Here is an 18,308-nt window from a genome sequence, read left to right as displayed (position 1 = left end):
CTGCCGGGAACCGCGAAGCAGCAGCCGGCCACCTGAGCCGCCGGTGCGCACGGGCCGTCCGTCGCCCGTGCGCACGTCGCGAACGGCCCGCACGCCGCGTCACGCTGTCGGGCGCTACTTGCGGGCGACGATGGCCGCGTTGGCGCCGGGGGCCTCGAACGGGACCTTGCGGACTTCGGAGAAGCCGGCGTCGACCAGCCAGGAGCCGTACTCCGCGGCCGTGTAATTGCGGCCGCCTTCGGTCTCGACCAGCATGTTCAGGCTCATCAGGGCGGCCGGGGCGGGGCCGGTCAGATCGTCGTCGACCATCAGTTCGCTGATCACCAGCGTGCCGCCGGGCGGCAGCGCCGCGCAGCACTTGTCCAGCAGCATCCGGTTGGTGTCCTCGTCCCAGTCGTGCAGGATCATCGACAGCACGATGATGTCGTGCCCGCCGGGCAGATCGGGCTCGGCGAGGAAGTCGCCGGGGTGGGTGCCGATCCGGTCGTCGAGCCCGGCTTCGGCGATGTTGTGTTCCGCGACCGGGCACACCTTCGGCAAGTCGTACACCGTCGCCTTCAGTCCCGGATGCCGTCGGCACAGCTCGATGGCGTACGCGCCGGAGCCGCCGCCCACGTCCAGCAGCCGGGCCCCGGCGGTGAGGTCCACGACCTCGCCGAGCCGTTGCGCGGTCCATGACGACAGGGCGTGCATCGCCTCCCAGAAGACGGACAGCAGCCCCGGGTCCTCGGTGTCGAACAGGTGTGGCTGCTTGCCGGGGTCCCAGGTGGTGGGCCGGTTGTTGCGGACGGCCTCGCCGAGCCGGCCCCAGCCGGGATACAGCCGCTGGTCCAGCATCCGCAGCCAGCCGCTGAAGTGGTACGGGCGGCCCGGCACCAGATAGGCGTCGGTCAGCGCCGAGTTGACGAACCGGCCGTCCCCGCGGCGTTCCAGCAGGTCCAGCGCCGCGCAGCCGGTCAGCAGCATCCCCGCGGGCCGTATGCCGATCTCCAGCTCCTCGGCGCACTCCTCGACCGTGCCGCCACCCAGCCGGTCGAGCAGGCCGAACAGGCCCAGTTCGTCGGCGGTGGCCAGCGTCTTGAACGCCCAGAACCCGGTGGCTAACTGCATCAGCGGCAGCGGGGACGCGGTCGGCGCGACGGGGTGCGGGGATGCCATGGGATTGCCTCCAGGATCGTTGCGGGGGGTGATACGGGGATCGCACGGAGTTTACGGACGCGAACATACGTCCGCGCCCGTGATCACTACCACCGGCGGGAGGCTGTCACACACGGAAAACGGGCACCGAAGACGGTGCCCGGGAGTGGGGGGAAGGGGCACCGTCCCGCCCTGGCGCGGGCGGGACGGCGCGATCGGGGGGCGGGGCGTCAGGGGGAGTGGCCGTGTCCGGCGCCCGACTCGATGGTGCCGCCCAGGCTGTTCCGTAGCGGCAGCAGTGCGTTCCGGGACGGGCCGGTCACCGACCAGCGGGTGCCCACGAGGTAGGTGCCCCCGTATGCCTGGGCCTCGGTGAGCCATGCGCGTTTCTTGTCGTCGCCGCTGAAGGTCAGGATGCGGAAGACACCAGCGCCGGTGGTGCAGCCGCCTTCGCGCAGTTCCCGGGCGTCGATGATGAGGTCGGCGCGGCAGCCGAGGGCGGCGGCGATCTGTGTCATGGACGCGGGTGGGCCGGTGGGGGCGGGGATGGTGTGGTTGGTGGGGCGGGGGAGTGGGGTGGGGGCGTTGTTTGCGTAGGCGGTTATGACGATCGCGCAGGACAGGCCGCCCGCCGCGAGGAGGGGGAGTGCGGGGCCGGAGGGGAATTTCACGGGAAAGTCCCTTTCTTTCAGCGGCAGTCGCGGCCGGAATTGATGCAGTCCACGGCCGTACGCATCAGACGCTGCGGCATCAGGTTGATGAAGTCACCGTGATCCGTCACCGGGTTGTGCAGCTGGTCGGGGAAGCTGTCCACCGCGTACAGGGTGTTCGGCGGAATGGTGTAGGTCAGCCGCTGCACCAGCCGGGGAATCGCCCGGAATCCGTTGCGGCACCGCCCGTTCCCGTCCGGGAAGACGACGTGCGTGCGGTGATTGGCGCTGTCGGTGTTGCGCCCGTCCCAGCAGCTGGGAAACGCCAGCGACCGTACGACGTTGCTGCCCTGCGGACAGATCGGGTACTTGTTCTCCAGCTGCCGGTCCTCGAAGCCGGTGCAGCTCCACGAGGCTCTGGCGTTTGCCGGGCCGTTCGTGAGCGCTTTCGCGTCACCGGTGAGGTTGCGCAGGAATGGCGGCATGGCGGTCACCTTTTCCGTCCCGTTCCCGTCGAATGTCAGTGACACCTCGGCGGGCCGTACGATCGTGCCCACATTGCCGTCCTGCCCGCCGCCGGGCGCGTTGGCGTCCTTTTCCCGCCCGTTGTCCCGCAGCCGTAGCACCGGCCAGTAATAGGTGGATCTGTCCCCGTTGCCACACGTCGTGCCCGCCCCGGCCAGTTCCTTGTCCGAGGAGAACGCGGTGGTGGCCAGGTTTCCGACGTAGTCGTGCATGTGGTGGGCGCCGTTGCTCACGCCCGGCGCCACGATCAGATTGTCCGGGTTGTTGTGACCGTTCTCGTTGCGCCCGCATTCCGAACGGAAGGAACCGCCCTGCCCGCCCTGGTTTCCGCCGCCCCTGGTGTTCGGCCGTACGGTCGTGATGTCGACGAAGTCGTTGCGGAAAGGGCCGTTGTCCGCACTGTTTCCGTCCCGCGCGCCCCGGGGAGCGCTCTGTGCGGCGGTGGTCTTCGGTGTCGTCCGGCACGCGCTCAGCCGGTCGAGCGCGCCGGGCCGGCCGCCGGCCTGCCGCAGGGCGTCCGTGATGCGCCCGATGGTGGCGCCGCGGTCCCGCTTCAGCTCGTTCAGTACGCGATCCTGCGCGCCGGGGTCGGCCGACCAGCGCTGGAACGCCTGGGCGACCTGGGCCTCCAGCTGCCCCAGGTTCCGGTTCACCTCGGGTGCCGCTTGTGCCGGAAGACTGCGCAGTTGCCGGCCCACGTCCGGACAGCTGATCGTCCGGCCGGCCGCCGCCACGGCTCCGGCCGCCGGGGAGTCCTCGTCCCCGGCCCCGGGCCCTCCGGTGCCCGCCAGTGCCTGGGCGGCGATCAACGCCGTACCGCCGCACGCGGCCAGCGCCGTGCCGATCAGCGCTCCGCTCCGCTTCGACAGACGCGTCCTCTTGTGCGGACGTGCCGTCCGCGCCGGTATCTGTTGCTGCCGTTTCATGTCATCACTTCGCTTCACTTCGCGGGTGGCGGCGCCACCGTAGCTGTGCCGGACCCGCCGGACGGCTGTCCGTCGGCGAGTGCGTCGAAGTCGACCAGTCCGGTCTCTTCCAGGGCCGTGATGTGATCGAGGACGACGTTGTTGGCACGGGTGGCCAGGTCCCGGATCACGGAATTACGGGTGTTCGCCCGCACTTGGGCGACAAGGGAGAAAACCTTGCCGTGTGCGCGGCGTGCCAGGTTCGCGAACAGCCGCTCATAGGTGTCGCCTTCGGCCGCGTCGAGCTGGGTGAGCCAGCCCTGCTGCTCGGGAGTCGGCTGACCGGGGAGCGTGATGGCCAGGGTGCGGCCCACGTCGGCGGCGCGCTGATTGAGATCGGTGTGCCCCTCCGTCAAATGCCGGCCCGCATGCTGGACGGCCTGTCGCTTACCGCGTTGCAGGGCCTGCCGGCCCGCGGGCAGTTCCCACAGTCCGGCCTGCCGTACTTTCCTGACGAATTCCCGGTCGAGCGGCGTCAGCGGACCCGACGGCGTGTTCCACACCCCGAGCCCGTCGTCCTGCGCGGCGGGAGCGGAACTGTTCGCGGCGCTGCCACTGCTCGCGAACAACTGCACCGGCAGCAGAATGGCCACGGCCGTGAGGGAAAGTCCGGCGATGACCAGCCCGGTCCCCACCGAGAACCGCGACCGGACATCGCCGATCACCGAACGCCGTCGTCCGACGCTTCGCAAAGTGCCCTCCTTCTCCGGGTGACGGGAAAGAGGACGCTAATGCGGCGCCGGGACGCCGCCGCTCTGTTGGCGCCAACCCGACAAAGAACCGCCACGGTGGTTCCCGCTTGCTAGGGTGCCGGGCCGCGCCCGCGGTGCCTCCTGGCGCCGCCCCGCACCCCTTTACGCCCTTGCGGTCCGCGAACCCAGGGGCGACACGCTGGTGGATGTCGGGCAAACGGGTGATTTCACGTCATGAGCGTCACCATCGGTCGCAGCGCGTCAATACCTTCAGCAAACACAGCAACGCTGCCGGTCAGCCGCGGCCGACCGCAGCCGTACATGAAGGAGACGTCCCCATGTCCGCACCGCGCCGCCTGCTGACCACGGCCTGTGTGACCGCGCTCGCCCTCACCGCGCCACTGGGCGGCAGCATCTCCCTGGCCGCCGCCCCGGACAGTCCGCGCCCGGTGCCCGCGCCCCAGGGGGAGCTGACCCGGGTGGGCAAGGGCAGTGGCGACTTCTGCCTGGCGCCGGAAGCCACCCGGGCCCTCGCCAAGGCGCACGTACGGCTCAACGCCGTCCGCCCGGCCCGGGTGTCCGGCACCCGCGAGCGGCGCTGCGTCACCACGCCGATCACCGGCGGCGCGTTCAACCGCAGTCTGACCAAGGGCGAGCTGCATTTCGACGGCGGCTTCGAGTTCACCCGCGGCGGCCGCTACCTGCGGGTCAACCATCTGAGGGCGGACCTCGCCACCGGCCGGATCCTGGGGGACGTCCGGGGAACCCGGCCCGCCAGGGCGGCGTTCCTGGCGTTCACCCTGGACCGGAAGAACGTCCGGGTCTCCTCCGGCAAGGTCACCGCGCGCATGTCCTTCACGCTGACCAGCCAGGGCGCGGCGTCCTTCAAGAGCGCTTTCGGTACCGCGCCGGTCAAGGCGGGCGAGCGGCTCTTCGACGGCACCGGCTCGGCGGACCTCCGCCAGCCGCACCCGTCCCACACCCTGCGCCCGGCCCGGGCGACGCTCGACGTCCAGCAGTGACCGGCCGCGGCCGGGCCACCGGCCGCTGAGCAGTCGGCCGGGACGGGTCTGCGCCCTCGTGTGCTGCGCGGCTCGTCCCGGCGTCTACTTTGTGGAGAACCCCCGCTGACTCGCTTGCCGGAGTCAGTGGATGACGGACACGATCCGGCAGACCGCCTCGGCCAGTCGGCGGTCGCCGTCGACGCGGGCGCGAGCCAGTGCGGTCTCCGGCTGGATGCCGCGGGTGCAGAGGCGCCAGGCGGTCTCCGCGTCCAGACGTACGAGCGCGGCGACGTGCCGGGGGCCGGGCTCGGTATCGGGTGCAGTATCAAGCTCGGAACCGGGCGCGGCGTCGGCTTCGGCCAGGGACCAGCGAGCCCCCGTGGCGGTGGCGGTCCAGGTGCCGCCGGCCGGGCCGTCGATCCGTACCCGGACCTGCGTGCCGACCGGCGCTTCGACCGTGCGCAGCGTGTGCGGCAGGGCCCGCAGAAAGGTGTCCAGGACCACGGACAGCGACCGCGGTTCGGGGTCGGTTCCCTGGCCGACGGCGTGCCGGATCTGCTGGCGGTGGGTCCAGAACTCGGTGAAGTCACGGGCGCTGTCCAGCCACATCGGCGCCGGGTCGGCACCGGCCCAGGACACCCCCAGCGACGGCGAGCCGGGGTCGGCCGCCTCGAAGAACCGGACGACCTGTCCGCCGATCAGATCCAGGGTGTCGGTGAGTGCGGCCGGGCTGATCCGGCGGGAGGCGTCGACCCACTCCTGGTTGATGCGGTGGATGAACGGCTCCAGACGCTCGCCCGGCGCGGACTGCGGGCCTTCCCTGTGATCGTCGCGGTCGCGGGCGAGGCGTCCGTAGAAGTCGCCCAGGAGGTGGGCGGCGAGGTCGCGTACGGTCCAGCCCGGTACCGCCTGCCGGTGCCAGTCGGCGGGTGCGAGGCCGCGCAAAGTGGTGATCAGCGCGGTCTGTTCGGGGGCGAAGAGCGGACGGGCGTCGATCGGCGTGCCGAGCCACGCGTGATCTGACGGGTCACCGAGCCGGTCATGGCCCGACAGGTCACCGTCACCGAGTCGGGAGTTCATGGCCGAAGCCTGCCAACCCGAAGCCCGGGCGGCCACCGGATATCCGGTCCCGGCCGATCAAGGCCCTGGAACGCCGGCGACCGGCGGCGGGTGGGCAAGTGAGCGCGGCGACGGTCGCACCCGTATCACTTCTCGCGCCCCTGGCGGGTCTGCCGGCCGTCCTGGTCGGGCTGCCTCGCCCTCGCCGAACTCCCGTAACCGCACCGGCACTTCTCCTGTGTGTTCAGCTGGGCCATCTCATCCCATGATCCGACATCAACCGAAGAGATCCTTAAACCTATGACAATGGCATTTGTCGGGGTAGTGTGGCCGCGCGTCACACATTTTGCCCCCCGGTTGAACGCTTCGCGGCCAGTGTCCGTACGCCTTGATGCGTAGGTGACATGGTCACCCCCACCCCTCCAGAAGGACAGGCATGACTGCTGATCCCGGCTTACCTGCCCGGTCTCCGATATCGGCGGACAGCGCCCGCTCCCGGCGCTCCGTCGTCCAGCCGCTCGGACCGGAGGCGGTCGCCTGGCGGATCGGCGGTGACCGCCGACTGCTGCTGCTCTCCGGTTTCCTGCTCCTCCTCCAGGGAGCGCACCCCGGCATCGGAGCCGCGACCCAGGAGCATCCCAACCCCGTGGGCGCCGGGCCGTGGCAGCGGCTCGACCAGCGGATGACCTCCGTGTTCACCCTGATCTTCGGTGGCTCCGCGGCCTTCGCCGAGTCCGGCCGGCTGCGTGAGAGCCACAAGGGCATCAAGGGCGTCGACGATCACGGCAAGCGCTACCACGCTCTCAACCCCGAGGCTTACTGGTGGGTGCACGCCACCCTCTACCGGGCCCTCGTCCTGGAACAGCAGTGGTTCGGGCGCCCGCTGAGCCCCGCCGACCAGCGGCGTCTGTACGAGGAATGGCGCCGCCTCGGGCTGATCCTGGGCCTGCGCGAGCACCATATGCCGCCGACGCTGGACGGCTTCGGCGCATACTTCGCCACCATGGTCGACGAGCGGCTCGGCGACAACCGCACCATGCGCGACCTGCTGAGCATCCTGAACGTCTCCGCCCTGCCGCCGCCGCGCTGGTGGCGCCTGCCCCGGCGCGACTGGCAGCGCTTCTGCCGCACGGCCGTCGAACCGCTGGTGTACGCGCTGGTCGTCGGTTTCCTGCCCGAGCCGCTGCGCGACCGCCTCGGCCTGCGGTGGACGCGGGACGACGAACGTCGGCTGCGCCGGGTCGCGGCCGTCGTCCGTACGACGGCACCGCTGGTACCGGAGCGCTGGCGGCTCCACCCGGTCGCGTACCGCTTCAAGCGCTCGATGCGTCCGTAACGCACCGAGCGGCACCCGGAGAACTTCCGAACAGCCCCAGGGGGTTGTCCGACGGCCCCTGCCCGATCGGACACCACCCCAGCGCTGTCGTGCCTTCGGCGGGTTCGGCCGTGCGCCGGAGTCCCCTCGACCGCCGAAAACCCAGCAAGTAGTCGGAAAGGACCACAGTCATGCGCGAATTACTGCCTCACACCGCGGACCAGAACCCGTCGACGCCCGATGTGCCCGGCGCCGGCCCCGGCGGCTGCCTGGTGGATCTGCTGCTGGACGCCGCCGGGAACCGCCCCGAATCCGGTGTGCTCTGCCTCTCCGGCGACGGGGCGGATACGTCACCCCTGCTGACGTATCCCGAACTGCTCCAGGCGGCAGCCCGCATGACGGGCGGGCTGCGAGCAGCGGGGCTGCGGCCCGGAGACCGGGTCGCGCTCCTCCTGGAACAGGCCGAGGACTTCATACCCGCGTTCTGGGGGTGTGTGCTGGGCGGCTACGTACCCTGTCCGCTGGTGCCGTTGAGAACGGACGCCGAACGGTGGGCCGCGCAGCTGGCGCACGTGAACACCCTGCTCGACGGGCCCCTGCTGGTCACGACCGGCAGCCTGAAGGGTGAACTGCCCGACGTTCCGGGGCTGGCCGTCGCCGTCGCGGAGGACCTGGCGTCGGCCGAGCCCGCGACGGACTTCCACCGCGCCGTCGCGGAGGATCTGGCGCTGCTGGTGCTCACCTCGGGTTCCACGGGCGCCGCCAAGGCCGTCATGCTGACGCACGGCAACCTGCTCGCGTCCATGCGGGGCAAGAACGGGCACCACCGGCTGCACTCCGGTGACACCACGCTGAACTGGATCTCCTTCGACCACGTGGCGGCACTGCTGGAGTGCCACCTGCTGCCGCTGTCGGTGGGCGCCACCCAGATCCACATCGGCCCCGACGCGATCCTGGAGGACCCGCTGCGGTTCATCCGGCTGATCGACGCGCACCGCGTCACCGTCACCTTCACCCCCAACTTCCTCCTCGGATACATCAACAGCGCGCTGGAACGGCCACCGGCAGACTTCGCTCCCGATCTCGGCTGCCTGCGCCACATCGTGAGCGGCGGCGAGGCCGTCGTGTGCGCGACGGGACTCACCTTCCTCGACCGGCTCGCGCCGTACGGACTGCACCGCGGCGCGGTGTGGCCCGCCTTCGGCATGACGGAGACCTGCGCCGGCAGCATCTACTCCCGGGAGTTCCCCGCCGCGGACGCCGGGCAGGAATTCGCCTCCCTGGGCACCGCGGTCACCGAACTGCAGATGAGGGCGGTCGACGACGATGACGTACCGCTGCCCGACGGCATGGCCGGGGAACTGCAACTGCGCGGCCCGATGGTGTGCACCGGCTACTACAACAACAAGGAGGCGACCCGGCAGGCATTCACCGCGGACGGCTGGTTTCGGACCGGTGACCTGGGCACGGTGACCGACGGCCGGCTCACCCTGGTGGGGCGCAGCAAGGACAGCATCATCGTCAACGGCGTCAACTACTTCAGTCACGACCTTGAGACGGTGCTGGAGCAGCTCGACGGTGTGCAGCCGTCGTACGTCGCCGCCTTCCCCATCCGCCGGCCCGGCAGCGACACCGAACAGCTCGTCGTCGCCTTCGCGCCGTCGGAACCGCTCGACGCCGCCCTCCCGGCCGCCGAGGACGCCGACGGCCGTACCGAGGGCACCGACGGCCGCGTCGAAGCCGCCGACGACCGTAGCGAGGCCGAACTGCACCGCCTGCTCGTCGCGATCCGCGGCAGCATCGTCCTGCACTGGGGTTTCCGGCCGACGCTGGTGCTGCCGCTGCCCGCCGAGGCGTTCCCCAAGACCAGCCTCGGCAAGATCCAGCGCGCGCTGCTGCGCAAGCGCCTGGAATCCGGCGGCCTGGCCCCGTACGAGCAGCACGTCACCGCCCTGACGGAGCGGCAGCTGGGCGGCCATACGGCACCGGAAGGCGCCACCGAGACCACGCTGGCCACCATCTACGCCGAGCTGTTCGACGCCGACCCCGAAACCCTCAGCGCCACCGCGAGCTTCTTCGAACTCGGCGGTACCTCCCTGGACATCCTGCGCCTGAAGAGCCAGGTCGAGCGCACCTTCGGCATCCCGAACCTGCCGGTCCTGGACCTCCTGCGCGCCCCGTCCGTACGTGAACTGGCCCAGCGGATCGACGCGGGCCAGACGGCCGGCCCCGTCGCGTACGACCCGCTCGTACCGCTGCAGACCACCGGCAGCAAGACACCGCTGTTCTGTGTGCACCCGGGCGTCGGCGAGGTGCTCGTCTTCGTCAACCTCGCCGCGTACTTCACGCAGGAGCGGCCGTTCTACGCGCTGCGGGCCCGCGGATTCAATGCCGGGGAGAGCTACTTCACCGAGTTCGACGAGATGGTCCAGTGCTACGTGCGGGCCATCCGCGAGCGGCAGCCGCACGGCCCGTACGCCGTCGCCGGGTACTCCTACGGCGGAGCGGTGGCCTTCGAGATCGCGAAGGTACTGGAGGCGCAGGGGGAGCGGGTCGACTTCGTCGGAATCTTCAACCTGCCGCCGCACATCAAGCCGCGCATGGAAGAACTCGACTTCATCGAGGGTGCGGTCAACCTGGCGTTCTTCCTCGACCTGATCGACAAGGAGCAGTCCGAGCGGCTCCCCGCGGAGCTGCGAGCCCTCCCCGCCGGCCGCGACCCCCTCACAGAGCTGCTTTCCTACGCGCCGCCCGGTCGGCTGGCCGAACTTGACCTGGACCAGGCCGCGTTCACCGAGTGGGCGGAACTGGCGCAGTCGCTGCTGACCATGGGCCGTACCTACGAGCCGGGCGGCAGCGTGGAGCGGCTCACCGTCTTCTACGCCATCCCCATCCGCGGCACCAAGGAGGAGTGGCTGAACCTCCAGCTCAAGAAGTGGGACGGCTTCAGCCGCAGCCCGGTGACGTACATCGACGTACCGGGTGAGCACTACACATTGATGGGTCACCAGCACGTCGCCGCCTTCCAGGACATCCTGCGCCGGGAGCTGGACCAGGCGCTCGACGGCAACTGACCCCCGGCCCACGGGGCCCGCCGGTCCCGGTCCCGGCCCCACGAGGTGCCGCTCCGGCCCGCCTGCGCGGCGGGAGGCGGGCGGCCCGTACGCGAACGTGACAACAGCGAAGGAGAACCCGTGCTGGCGGGAAAGAAGATCCTGATCACCGGGGCGACCGGCCAAGTGGCCCGGCCGGTGGCCGAGTCACTGGCCCGGGACAACGATGTCTGGTGCCTGGGCCGCTTCGGCGACACCGAGGCCGAACGCGCACTGACCGCCCAGGGCATGCGCACCAGGCGGTGGGACATGGCCACGGACGGCCTCGACGGCCTGCCGGACGACTTCACCCATGTGCTGCACTCGGCCGTGCACCGCGGCGACGGCAGCGACTTCGAGGACGCGGTGGCGATCAACTCGGTGGCCACCGGGCGCCTGATGACCCACTGCCGCCGCGCGGAATCCTTTCTCTTCGTCTCCACCGGCGCGATCTACGCCTCCCAGGGGCTCGACCACCACTACGCCGAGACCGACCCGCTGGGCGGCCGGGCACCCTGGCTGCCCACCTACCCCGTGGGCAAGCTCGCCACCGAGGGCACCGTACGGGCCTTCGCCGCGACCCTCGGCCTGCCCACCACCATCGCCCGCCTCAACGTGGCCTACGGGCCGTACGGCCACGGCGGCGTACCGGTACTGCTGCACCGGCAGACGCTGGCCGGCCGGCCCATCGAGATGCCGCCCGGCGGCCAGCACCTGTGCAGCCCGATCCACACCGACGACATAGCCCGCCAGGTGCCGCTGCTGTGGGACGCCGCCGGTGTGCCGGCCCAGGTCGTGAACTGGGGCGGCGACGACACCGTGGGCATCCGGGACCTGATGGCGTACGTCGCGGAGGTGACCGGGGTACCGGCCCGGTTCGCCGAGTCCGGGGTCTCCCGCGAGACCTACGCCTTCGACAACACCCGGCGCCGGGCCCTGATCGGCGACTGCCGGGTCGACTGGCGCACCGGCATCCGCCGCACCCTCGCGGCGCACTTCCCGGACGCCGAACCCGCCACCCCGCAGCCGTGACCACAGCCCCTGGAGGAAGCGCAGCCATGCCCACGCACACCGAGACCATCCGCTCCGCCTACGCCGCGTTCCACCGCCGCGACCTCGACGGCGTCCTCGCGTTCTTCGCCCCCGACATCCTGTGGACCCACCCCGACGGCATGGACGCCTACGGGCTCGGCGGCACCAAGAAGGGCCACCGCGAGGTCCGGGAGTTCATGTCCCGCGTACCGGGCGTCTTCAGCGAGATGCGCCCGGAACCGGAGGAGTTCTTCGCATCCGGGGACCGGGTCGCGGTCTTCGGCAGGCACCACATGCGGGGTGCGCGCAGCGGGGTGAGCGGCACGGTCAAGTTCGTGCACTCCTGGCGCATCGTCGACGGCCGGGCGACACACTTCGAGGACTTCTTCGACTCGGCGCAGGTGGTCCGGCTGCTGGAACCGCCGACGGCGGCGGGCGAAGAGCAGCCCGCGACCGTCGCCGACCCGGCCGGCTCCGGTGGCGACCCGGCCGGCGACATCCTCCGGACCGGCCTGGGCTTCTGGAACTCCAAGGTGCTGATGTCGGCCTGCGAACTGGGCGTCTTCACCGAACTCGCCCGCGCCGGGCAGCCCCTGGACGCCGAGGAACTCCGTACCCGCATCGGCATCCACCCACGAGGCGCCCTCGACTTCTTCGACGCGCTGGTCTCGATGAACCTGCTCGACCGCGAAGCGGGCCGCTACCGCAACACCCCGGCCGCCGACGCCGTCCTGGACAACGGAAAGCCCGAGCACTACCTCGGCGCCATCCTGGAGTTCATCAGCGAACACGACTACGCCCCCTGGGGGCAGCTGACCGAGGCACTGCGCACCGGCCTGCCGCAGACCAACGTGCCCGAGGACGGCAGCGACCCGTTCGAGGAGCTGTACGCCGACCCGGAACGGCTGCGCCGGTTCCAGCGGGCGATGACCAGCGGCTCACTGCCCACCATCACCGCCCTGGCCGAGACCTTCGACTGGTCGCGGTACCGCACCGTCGCCGACATCGGCTGCTCGGAGGGCGCCCTGCTCTCCCACGTCCTGCGCGCCCACCCCCACCTCACCGGCACCGGCTTCGATCTGCCGCCGGTCGGCCCCACCGTCGACGAGACGGTGGCCGCCGCCGGGCTCGGCGACCGGATGTCCTTCCGGCCCGGCAGCTTCCTCACCGACGAACTGCCCCGCGCCGACGTGCTCGTCCTCAGCCAGATCCTGCACGACTGGGACCTGGAGACCAAGCGGATGCTGCTGCGCAAGGCGTACGACGCGCTGCCCGACGGCGGCGCCGTGGTGATCGCCGACGCGCTGATAGACGACGAACGCCGGCACAACACCTTCGGCCTGCTGATGAGCCTGCACATGCTCGTCCAGAGCCCGGGCGGCTTCGACTACACCGGCGCGGACGGCATCGGCTGGCTGCAGGAAGCCGGCTTCCGCGACTGCCGGGTCCAGCCGCTGCCGGGGCCCCGCTCGCTGGTCGTGGGCGTCAAGTGACCGGCGACCCGACCCGCGCCCCCGGGCGGCACGAAGGAGCGAGACCATGACCACAGCCCTGATCATCGGCGGCGGCATCGCCGGTCCGGCCACCGCGATGGCCCTGCACAAGGCGGGCATCCGGTCCGTCGTCCACGAGGCGTACGACACCGCGGCGGACGAGGCCGGCGCCTTCGTCACCCTCATGGAGAACGGCCTGGACGCACTGCGGGCCATCGACGCCCTGGAACTCGTACGGGAACGTTCCTTCCCGGCGGCCGGCGTGCACTTCATGAGCAGTACGGGCCGCGAGCTCGGCCACGTCACCCTGGGGGACGGGCGACCCGGCGGAACGACCCCGCGCACGCTGCGCCGGGCGGCGCTGTACCAGGTACTGTACGAGGAAGCGGCCCGGCGCGGCATCCGCGTCGAACACGGCAAGCGGTTCACGGGAGCCACGACCACCCCCGACGGCCGGGTGGCGGCCTCCTTCGCGGACGGCAGCACCGCCGAGGGCGACCTGCTCATCGGGGCCGACGGACTGCGTTCCACCACCCGCCAGGTGATCGACCCCAATGCGCCGGGGCCCCGCTACACGGGTCTGAACACCGTCTTCGGATACACCCGGGACAGCACCGCCCCGGCCTCGCCCGACGGCTACCGCATGATCTACGGCAAGCGGTCCTTCGTCGGCTACACCACCGCCCCGGACGGCGAGACCTGGTGGTTCGTCAACATGCCGGGCGCCGAACTGACCCGCGCCGACATCACCGGCACCACGAGCGGCCAGTGGCGCGAACGCCTGCTGGCCCTCCTCGCCCAGGACGACACCCCCGCCGCCGACCTCGTCACCGCCACCGGCGAGACGATGATCAGCAGCAACACCTACGATCTGCCGAAACTCCCCGTGTGGCAGAACGGCTCGATGGTGGTCATCGGCGATGCCGCCCACGCGGCAGCGCATGCCGGGCAGGGCGGCTCCATGGCGCTGGAGGACAGCGTGATCCTCGCCAAGTGCCTGCGCGATGTTCCCGGGGTCCCGCAGGCGCTGCGGACGTACGAAGATCTGCGCCGGGGCCGTGTCGAGCGGGTGGTGGCGATGAGCGCCCGCATGGGCGACGACAAGATGCCCTCCTCCCGCCTCAAGCGGGCGCTGCGCGACGCCATGATGCCCCGGCTGCTGGAGCGCGGCCGCCCGGGGACCCCGGGCTGGCTGGCCGGGCACCGCATCGACTGGCAGGCGCCGGTGGGAGCGGCGTAGCGGGGCCGGGGCGGCGGCAGGCCGTACCGGACATCGGCTCGGCCGGCGCTGCCGCCGCCGAGCCGGTGCCGCGGCCGGGTCAGGCGGCTGCGCGCCGGAGGTGCAGATGGCCGTCGAGCGGGTACGTCGGCGGTGAGGCGGGCAGAATCCTGTCGAATTCGTAGCCGCACTTCTGCGCGACCCGGCAGGACGCCAGGTTGTCCGCCTGATGCAGAAGTTCGAGGCCCTCCAAACCACCTGCCCGGAACGTGTCGAAGGACCAGGCGGTGAGCGCCTGCAGGGCTCGGGGAGCCACACCGCGCCCCCGGGCCCAAGCGGCGGTCCAGTAGCCGACCTCGGCGACGGGCTTGCCGGGTACGGCGTCCTTGAGCATCACATTGCCCACCACTCGTGGCGGCGCGTCGGGGGCCGCTTCGAGTACGGCGAAAGAGAGCCGGTCGCCCGCGGCCCAGCTCTCTTCCGCGGCCCGGATCCAGCGCAGACCGTCGGCCTCGCTCTCCAGCGGGGACGGCGCCCAACGGCGCACCTGCGGATCCCGATACGCCTCGACCAGCGCGGCCACATCGTTCTCAGCCCAGGGCCGGAGCGTGAGAGCGGGGGCGGTCGGCGTCGCGGCGGCCGTGAGTAAGACAGAGGTGGTGTTCACCGGCCGATCATAGGCGGTCAGCGTGTGCCCGTACGTACCGCTCCGGCACTCGCCATGACCACCATCGCGATCGCCACGCACTGCGGCAGCGACAACCCTTGTCCCAGTACCAGGTACCCCGCCCCCGCGGCCACGGCCGGCGCCAGCGCCGCCAGCACCGCGAACGTCGCCGCGGGCAGCCGCCGCAGGGCGAGCAGTTCCAGGGTGTACGGCATGCTGGAGCTGAGTACCGCGATGACCAGGCCCAGGCCGAGTACGCCCGGTTCCAGCAGCGCCCCGCCCGAAGCGCCGACACCCAGCGGCAGACTGACCAGCGCCGCGACGCTCATCGCGATCGTCAGGCCGTCCAGCCGCGGGAAACGGGCGCCCGCACGGGCGTTGAACACGATGTACGCGGCCCACATCGCCCCGGCACCGAGCGCGAACCCCGCGCCCACGGCGTTCAGTTCACCGAAACCGCCGCGGCCCAGCAGGCAGACACCGGCCAGCGCGAGCACGGCCCACAGCACACTGGCGGCGCGACGGGAGGCGACGACCGACAGCAGCAGGGGACCGACCACCTCCAAGGTGACCGCCGGCCCCAGCGGAATACGGTCGATCGCCTGGTAGAAGAGGATGTTCATGCCGCCGAGCGCCAGGCCGTACCCGACGGCCACCGCCCAGTCGGCGCGCGCGTACCCGCGCAGCCGCGGCCGGGTGATGACCACCAGCAGCAGAGCGGCGAAGACCACCCGCAGCGCGACCGTGCCGAGCGCTCCGGCCCGGGGGAACAACAGCGCGGCGAAGGCCGAACCGAACTGGACGGACAGCGTCCCGCCCAGCACCAGGCCGACACCGCCGAGGGAACCGCGCCCAGGGGCATGCCGGACGATAACGGGCGCTGCCGTCCGCGCGGACGCATTGTGCATCGTAGAAGCCATGACCAGCACGCTAGGAACCCGCCGGCGTCCCGTGAAATGCCAAGTTCGAACCGGTTATGCTTCCGAAGCATGACCATGGAGCTGCGGCATCTGCGTGCCTTCCTCGCCATCGCCGACGAAGGCAACGTCACCCGCGCCGCGGCCCGCCTCCACCTGGGCCAGCCCGCGCTCTCCCGCACCCTGCGCCAACTGGAGAACCACCTGGGCGCCCGGCTCGTGGACCGTTCCACACATCACCTGGAACTGACCCCAGAGGGCCATACGTTCCGCGACAAAGCCCGCGCCGCCCTCGCCGCCGTCGAGACCGCCCTGGACCCCGCAGGGCTGCGCCGCTGGCCGCTGCGCCTCGGCCACACCTGGGCGGCGCTCGGCGACCACACCGTCCCGCTGCTGCGCCGCTGGGACGAGACGCGCCCGGACACGCCGCTGGAACTGCTCCGTATCGACGACCGTACGGCGGGCCTCACCCACGGCAAGACCGACGCGGCCCTGCTGCGCGGCGCCGTCACGACGCCGGGACTCCGTACGGAACCACTGGCCTCGGAGCACCGGGTGGCGGTCATGCCGGTGGACAGCCCGCTGGCGGCACTGCCCCGGATCACCCTGGCGGACCTCGCCGCGCACACGATCGCCCTCAACACCGTCTCCGGCACCACGACGATCGACCTCTGGCCGCCGACGGCCCGGCCGGCCGCGACCATCGAGGTGACCAACACCGACGAATGGCTCATCGCCATCGCCGCGGGCCGCGCCGTGGGCATCTCCACCTCGGCCACCCCGAGCAACCACATGCACCCCTCACTGATCTACCGCCCGCTCGCGGACGCGCCCCCCGTACCCGTCGTCCTCGCCTGGCGCCCTGGCCAGGGACACCCGGCCGTCCCGGACCTGCTGGTACTCGCCCACCAGGTCCTCGCCACCGCTCCGGCCGACGCCGACGGTTCACGGCAAACACGGTGAAGCCCGGGGAGCCCGCCACCGCCCCATGGCAGGCTGGCGGGCATGCCCGAACCGTTCGACGCACCGGCCCTCCAGGCGTTCCTGGAGTCCTTGCGCCCAGGTGAACTGCTCGCCGGCACCGTCGCGGCGATCGAGCCGTACGGCGTGTTCGTGGCACTGGACGACGGCCCCGCCCACCCGGCGTTCCCCGGCGTCGGGTTCATCACGCTCCCCGACCTCTCCTGGCACCGCTTCGAAACCGCCTCGGACATCGTCCGGACCGGGCAGCGCGTCACCTGCGAATTCCTCTGCCACGACACGTGGAACGCAGAGGCCAGACTGTCCCTACGGGCGACCCGGCCCGACCCCTTCCAGGCGTTCGCCGACCACACCACGGTGGGCCGGGAACTACGCGGACGGGTCACCCTGCTCGTCCCGTTCGGCGCATTCGTCCAGGTCGCCGATGGCATCGAAGGGTTCGTGCACCTACGGGACTCACCTGCACACCCGCACCGGCGGCAGCTCCGGAGAACGTCGTCCAGGCCGGTGACGAGATCACGGTCGTCGTCATGGGCATCGACCGGAGAGGCCGAAGACTGTCCCTCGTCCGAGGATGCCGACAATGATGAGGACTGCCGGAGCTGTCAGAACTGTCAGAACCACCTGGGCTGGCAGCGCTATCAGGTCCCTGAGGGCGATGCCGATGCCGATGCCGATGGAGTCATGGCACGTGAGACGGTCGCAGTGACCGATGCGCTCCTGACCGGCCTGCTCGCCGGCTACGGCATAGCCATGCCGGTCGGTGCCATGTCGGTTCTCATCGTCACGCTTTCCGCGCAGGTCTCGTTACGGCACGGTATGGCTGCCGCGCTCGGGGTCGCCACTGCCGACGGGCTGTACGCGCTCGTCGCCGTCGTCGGTGGGGCGGCATTCGCGGAGGCGATCGGTTCTGTCGCCCGTCCACTGCGACTCGCCAGCGCGGCCGTCCTCGCACTCATCGCCCTGCGCGGCCTGGTGATCGCTGTACGTACCCACCGGACCCGGGCGAACAGGCCGCCGGACGTCGGCGCGTCGGCGTTGCGTACGTATACCGGCCTGGTCGGGCTGACGCTTCTCAACCCGGTCACGATCGTCTACTTCGGCGCCCTGGTCGTCGGCCGCCAGGCATCCTCGCCCTCGCCCGCCGCCAGAACGGTCTTCGTGGCCGCCGCCTTGGCCGCCTCGGCGAGCTGGCAGGTGCTGCTCGCCTCGGGCGGTGCCCTGCTCGGCGGCTTGCTCACCGGCGAGCGCGGCCGCCTGGCCATGGCCGTCCTCGGCAACAGCGTGACTCTGTTGCTCGCCGCTCGTCTCTTCTGGACGGCCATGGCCTGAAGGCGCTTCCCCCGGCGGCCGACTTGTTGCAGGCCTCGTCGGTCGCCGGCAGTCTGCCGGTGGCCAGGTGCCGGTCGATCTTGGCGCCTACGCAGTTGGCGCCGCCTGACGAGCCCGGCTACAACGGCGTGGCGCTGACCGGGGAAAGCCTGGGGACGAGCTCCCGCCGGTCCGCTAACAAGACGGAGGACACCGTGGCCGCCGATACCGGCCCGACGGCCGTCAACG

At 71.2% G+C, this 18,308-nt stretch carries 15 protein-coding genes; 8 read left to right on the top strand and 7 right to left on the bottom strand.

What is annotated here, in order from left to right:
* Nucleotides 1-114: 114 nt before the first annotated feature.
* The 4 genes from ACZ53K_RS29580 to ACZ53K_RS29565 form a co-directional block, all read right to left on the bottom strand.
* Nucleotides 115-1,158 carry a methyltransferase gene (locus tag ACZ53K_RS29580; RefSeq protein ID WP_468842340.1) on the bottom strand — a complete coding sequence of 348 codons (1,044 nt, stop codon included), beginning with the start codon at nucleotides 1,156-1,158 and terminating at the stop codon, nucleotides 115-117.
* Between the two features lie 209 nt (nucleotides 1,159-1,367).
* A complete protein-coding gene (locus ACZ53K_RS29575; protein ID WP_468842337.1) occupies nucleotides 1,368-1,808 on the bottom strand; it encodes a hypothetical protein in 441 nt (146 codons plus the stop codon).
* 17 nt (nucleotides 1,809-1,825) lie between these two features.
* The gene (locus ACZ53K_RS29570) at nucleotides 1,826-3,238 is read right to left on the bottom strand and encodes a DUF1996 domain-containing protein (protein WP_468842335.1); all 1,413 of its coding nucleotides are present in this window, start codon (nucleotides 3,236-3,238) and stop codon (nucleotides 1,826-1,828) included.
* Nucleotides 3,239-3,252: 14 nt separating this feature from the next.
* Entirely contained in the window at nucleotides 3,253-3,969 is a 717-nt protein-coding gene (locus ACZ53K_RS29565) for a DUF4142 domain-containing protein (protein WP_468842333.1), read from the bottom strand.
* Between the two features lie 338 nt (nucleotides 3,970-4,307).
* On the opposite strand from ACZ53K_RS29565, the gene ACZ53K_RS29560 reads away from it, so the two are divergent.
* Nucleotides 4,308-4,991 carry a hypothetical protein gene (locus ACZ53K_RS29560; RefSeq protein WP_468842330.1) on the top strand — a complete coding sequence of 228 codons (684 nt, stop codon included), beginning with the start codon at nucleotides 4,308-4,310 and terminating at the stop codon, nucleotides 4,989-4,991.
* A gap of 123 nt (nucleotides 4,992-5,114) precedes the next feature.
* Here the strand turns inward: ACZ53K_RS29560 and ACZ53K_RS29555 are convergent, their stop codons facing one another.
* Nucleotides 5,115-6,053, bottom strand: a complete 939-nt coding sequence (locus ACZ53K_RS29555; RefSeq protein WP_468842328.1) for a maleylpyruvate isomerase family mycothiol-dependent enzyme — start codon at nucleotides 6,051-6,053, stop codon at nucleotides 5,115-5,117.
* A 415-nt stretch (nucleotides 6,054-6,468) separates the two neighbouring features.
* Here ACZ53K_RS29555 and ACZ53K_RS29550 point away from each other — a divergent pair, with 415 nt between their 5' ends.
* The 5 genes from ACZ53K_RS29550 to ACZ53K_RS29530 all read left to right on the top strand — a co-directional run bounded on the left by ACZ53K_RS29550 (nucleotide 6,469) and on the right by ACZ53K_RS29530 (nucleotide 14,204).
* Nucleotides 6,469-7,368: an oxygenase MpaB family protein gene (locus ACZ53K_RS29550; RefSeq protein ID WP_468842325.1), complete on the top strand. Its 900-nt coding sequence runs from the start codon at nucleotides 6,469-6,471 to the stop codon at nucleotides 7,366-7,368.
* Nucleotides 7,369-7,538: 170 nt separating this feature from the next.
* Nucleotides 7,539-10,421, top strand: coding sequence for an alpha/beta fold hydrolase (locus ACZ53K_RS29545; protein ID WP_468842322.1), 2,883 nt, complete (start codon nucleotides 7,539-7,541; stop codon nucleotides 10,419-10,421).
* Nucleotides 10,422-10,544: 123 nt separating this feature from the next.
* A complete protein-coding gene (locus tag ACZ53K_RS29540) occupies nucleotides 10,545-11,471 on the top strand; it encodes an NAD-dependent epimerase/dehydratase family protein (protein ID WP_468842467.1) in 927 nt (308 codons plus the stop codon).
* A gap of 26 nt (nucleotides 11,472-11,497) precedes the next feature.
* Nucleotides 11,498-12,964 carry a methyltransferase gene (locus tag ACZ53K_RS29535; RefSeq protein ID WP_468842319.1) on the top strand — a complete coding sequence of 489 codons (1,467 nt, stop codon included), beginning with the start codon at nucleotides 11,498-11,500 and terminating at the stop codon, nucleotides 12,962-12,964.
* Nucleotides 12,965-13,010: 46 nt separating this feature from the next.
* Nucleotides 13,011-14,204 (top strand): FAD-dependent oxidoreductase, encoded by a 1,194-nt coding sequence (locus ACZ53K_RS29530; RefSeq protein WP_468842316.1) that lies wholly within the window; start codon nucleotides 13,011-13,013, stop codon nucleotides 14,202-14,204.
* A gap of 79 nt (nucleotides 14,205-14,283) precedes the next feature.
* On the opposite strand, the gene ACZ53K_RS29525 is transcribed toward ACZ53K_RS29530, so the two are convergent.
* Both ACZ53K_RS29525 and ACZ53K_RS29520 read right to left on the bottom strand, forming a co-directional pair.
* Nucleotides 14,284-14,850 carry a GNAT family N-acetyltransferase gene (locus ACZ53K_RS29525; protein ID WP_468842313.1) on the bottom strand — a complete coding sequence of 189 codons (567 nt, stop codon included), beginning with the start codon at nucleotides 14,848-14,850 and terminating at the stop codon, nucleotides 14,284-14,286.
* Nucleotides 14,851-14,867: 17 nt separating this feature from the next.
* The gene (locus tag ACZ53K_RS29520; RefSeq protein WP_468842308.1) at nucleotides 14,868-15,770 is read right to left on the bottom strand and encodes an EamA family transporter; all 903 of its coding nucleotides are present in this window, start codon (nucleotides 15,768-15,770) and stop codon (nucleotides 14,868-14,870) included.
* A gap of 69 nt (nucleotides 15,771-15,839) precedes the next feature.
* Between ACZ53K_RS29520 and ACZ53K_RS29515 the strand changes: the two genes are divergently transcribed.
* Both ACZ53K_RS29515 and ACZ53K_RS29510 read left to right on the top strand, forming a co-directional pair.
* On the top strand, nucleotides 15,840-16,730 hold the full coding sequence (locus ACZ53K_RS29515) for a LysR family transcriptional regulator (RefSeq protein WP_468842305.1): 891 nt from the start codon (nucleotides 15,840-15,842) through the stop codon (nucleotides 16,728-16,730).
* Between the two features lie 42 nt (nucleotides 16,731-16,772).
* On the top strand, nucleotides 16,773-18,080 hold the full coding sequence (locus tag ACZ53K_RS29510) for a LysE family translocator (protein ID WP_468842302.1): 1,308 nt from the start codon (nucleotides 16,773-16,775) through the stop codon (nucleotides 18,078-18,080).
* Nucleotides 18,081-18,308 lie beyond the last annotated feature (228 nt).

This window comes from Streptomyces sp. NPDC033221, from assembly GCF_055577005.1.
This window is presented reverse-complemented; position numbering and strand designations above follow the sequence as displayed.

Bases quoted from the DNA above. Each gene is read 5' to 3' on its own strand.
- ACZ53K_RS29580 (WP_468842340.1), bottom strand. From the start codon at position 1,158: ATGGCATCCCCGCACCCCGTCGCGCCGACCGCGTCCCCGCTGCCGCTG.
- ACZ53K_RS29570 (WP_468842335.1), bottom strand. From the start codon at position 3,238: ATGAAACGGCAGCAACAGATACCGGCGCGGACGGCACGTCCGCACAAG.
- ACZ53K_RS29560 (WP_468842330.1), top strand. From the start codon at position 4,308: ATGTCCGCACCGCGCCGCCTGCTGACCACGGCCTGTGTGACCGCGCTC.
- ACZ53K_RS29555 (WP_468842328.1), bottom strand. From the start codon at position 6,053: ATGAACTCCCGACTCGGTGACGGTGACCTGTCGGGCCATGACCGGCTC.
- ACZ53K_RS29550 (WP_468842325.1), top strand. From the start codon at position 6,469: ATGACTGCTGATCCCGGCTTACCTGCCCGGTCTCCGATATCGGCGGAC.
- ACZ53K_RS29545 (WP_468842322.1), top strand. From the start codon at position 7,539: ATGCGCGAATTACTGCCTCACACCGCGGACCAGAACCCGTCGACGCCC.
- ACZ53K_RS29535 (WP_468842319.1), top strand. From the start codon at position 11,498: ATGCCCACGCACACCGAGACCATCCGCTCCGCCTACGCCGCGTTCCAC.
- ACZ53K_RS29530 (WP_468842316.1), top strand. From the start codon at position 13,011: ATGACCACAGCCCTGATCATCGGCGGCGGCATCGCCGGTCCGGCCACC.
- ACZ53K_RS29520 (WP_468842308.1), bottom strand. From the start codon at position 15,770: ATGGCTTCTACGATGCACAATGCGTCCGCGCGGACGGCAGCGCCCGTT.
- ACZ53K_RS29515 (WP_468842305.1), top strand. From the start codon at position 15,840: ATGACCATGGAGCTGCGGCATCTGCGTGCCTTCCTCGCCATCGCCGAC.
- ACZ53K_RS29510 (WP_468842302.1), top strand. From the start codon at position 16,773: ATGCCCGAACCGTTCGACGCACCGGCCCTCCAGGCGTTCCTGGAGTCC.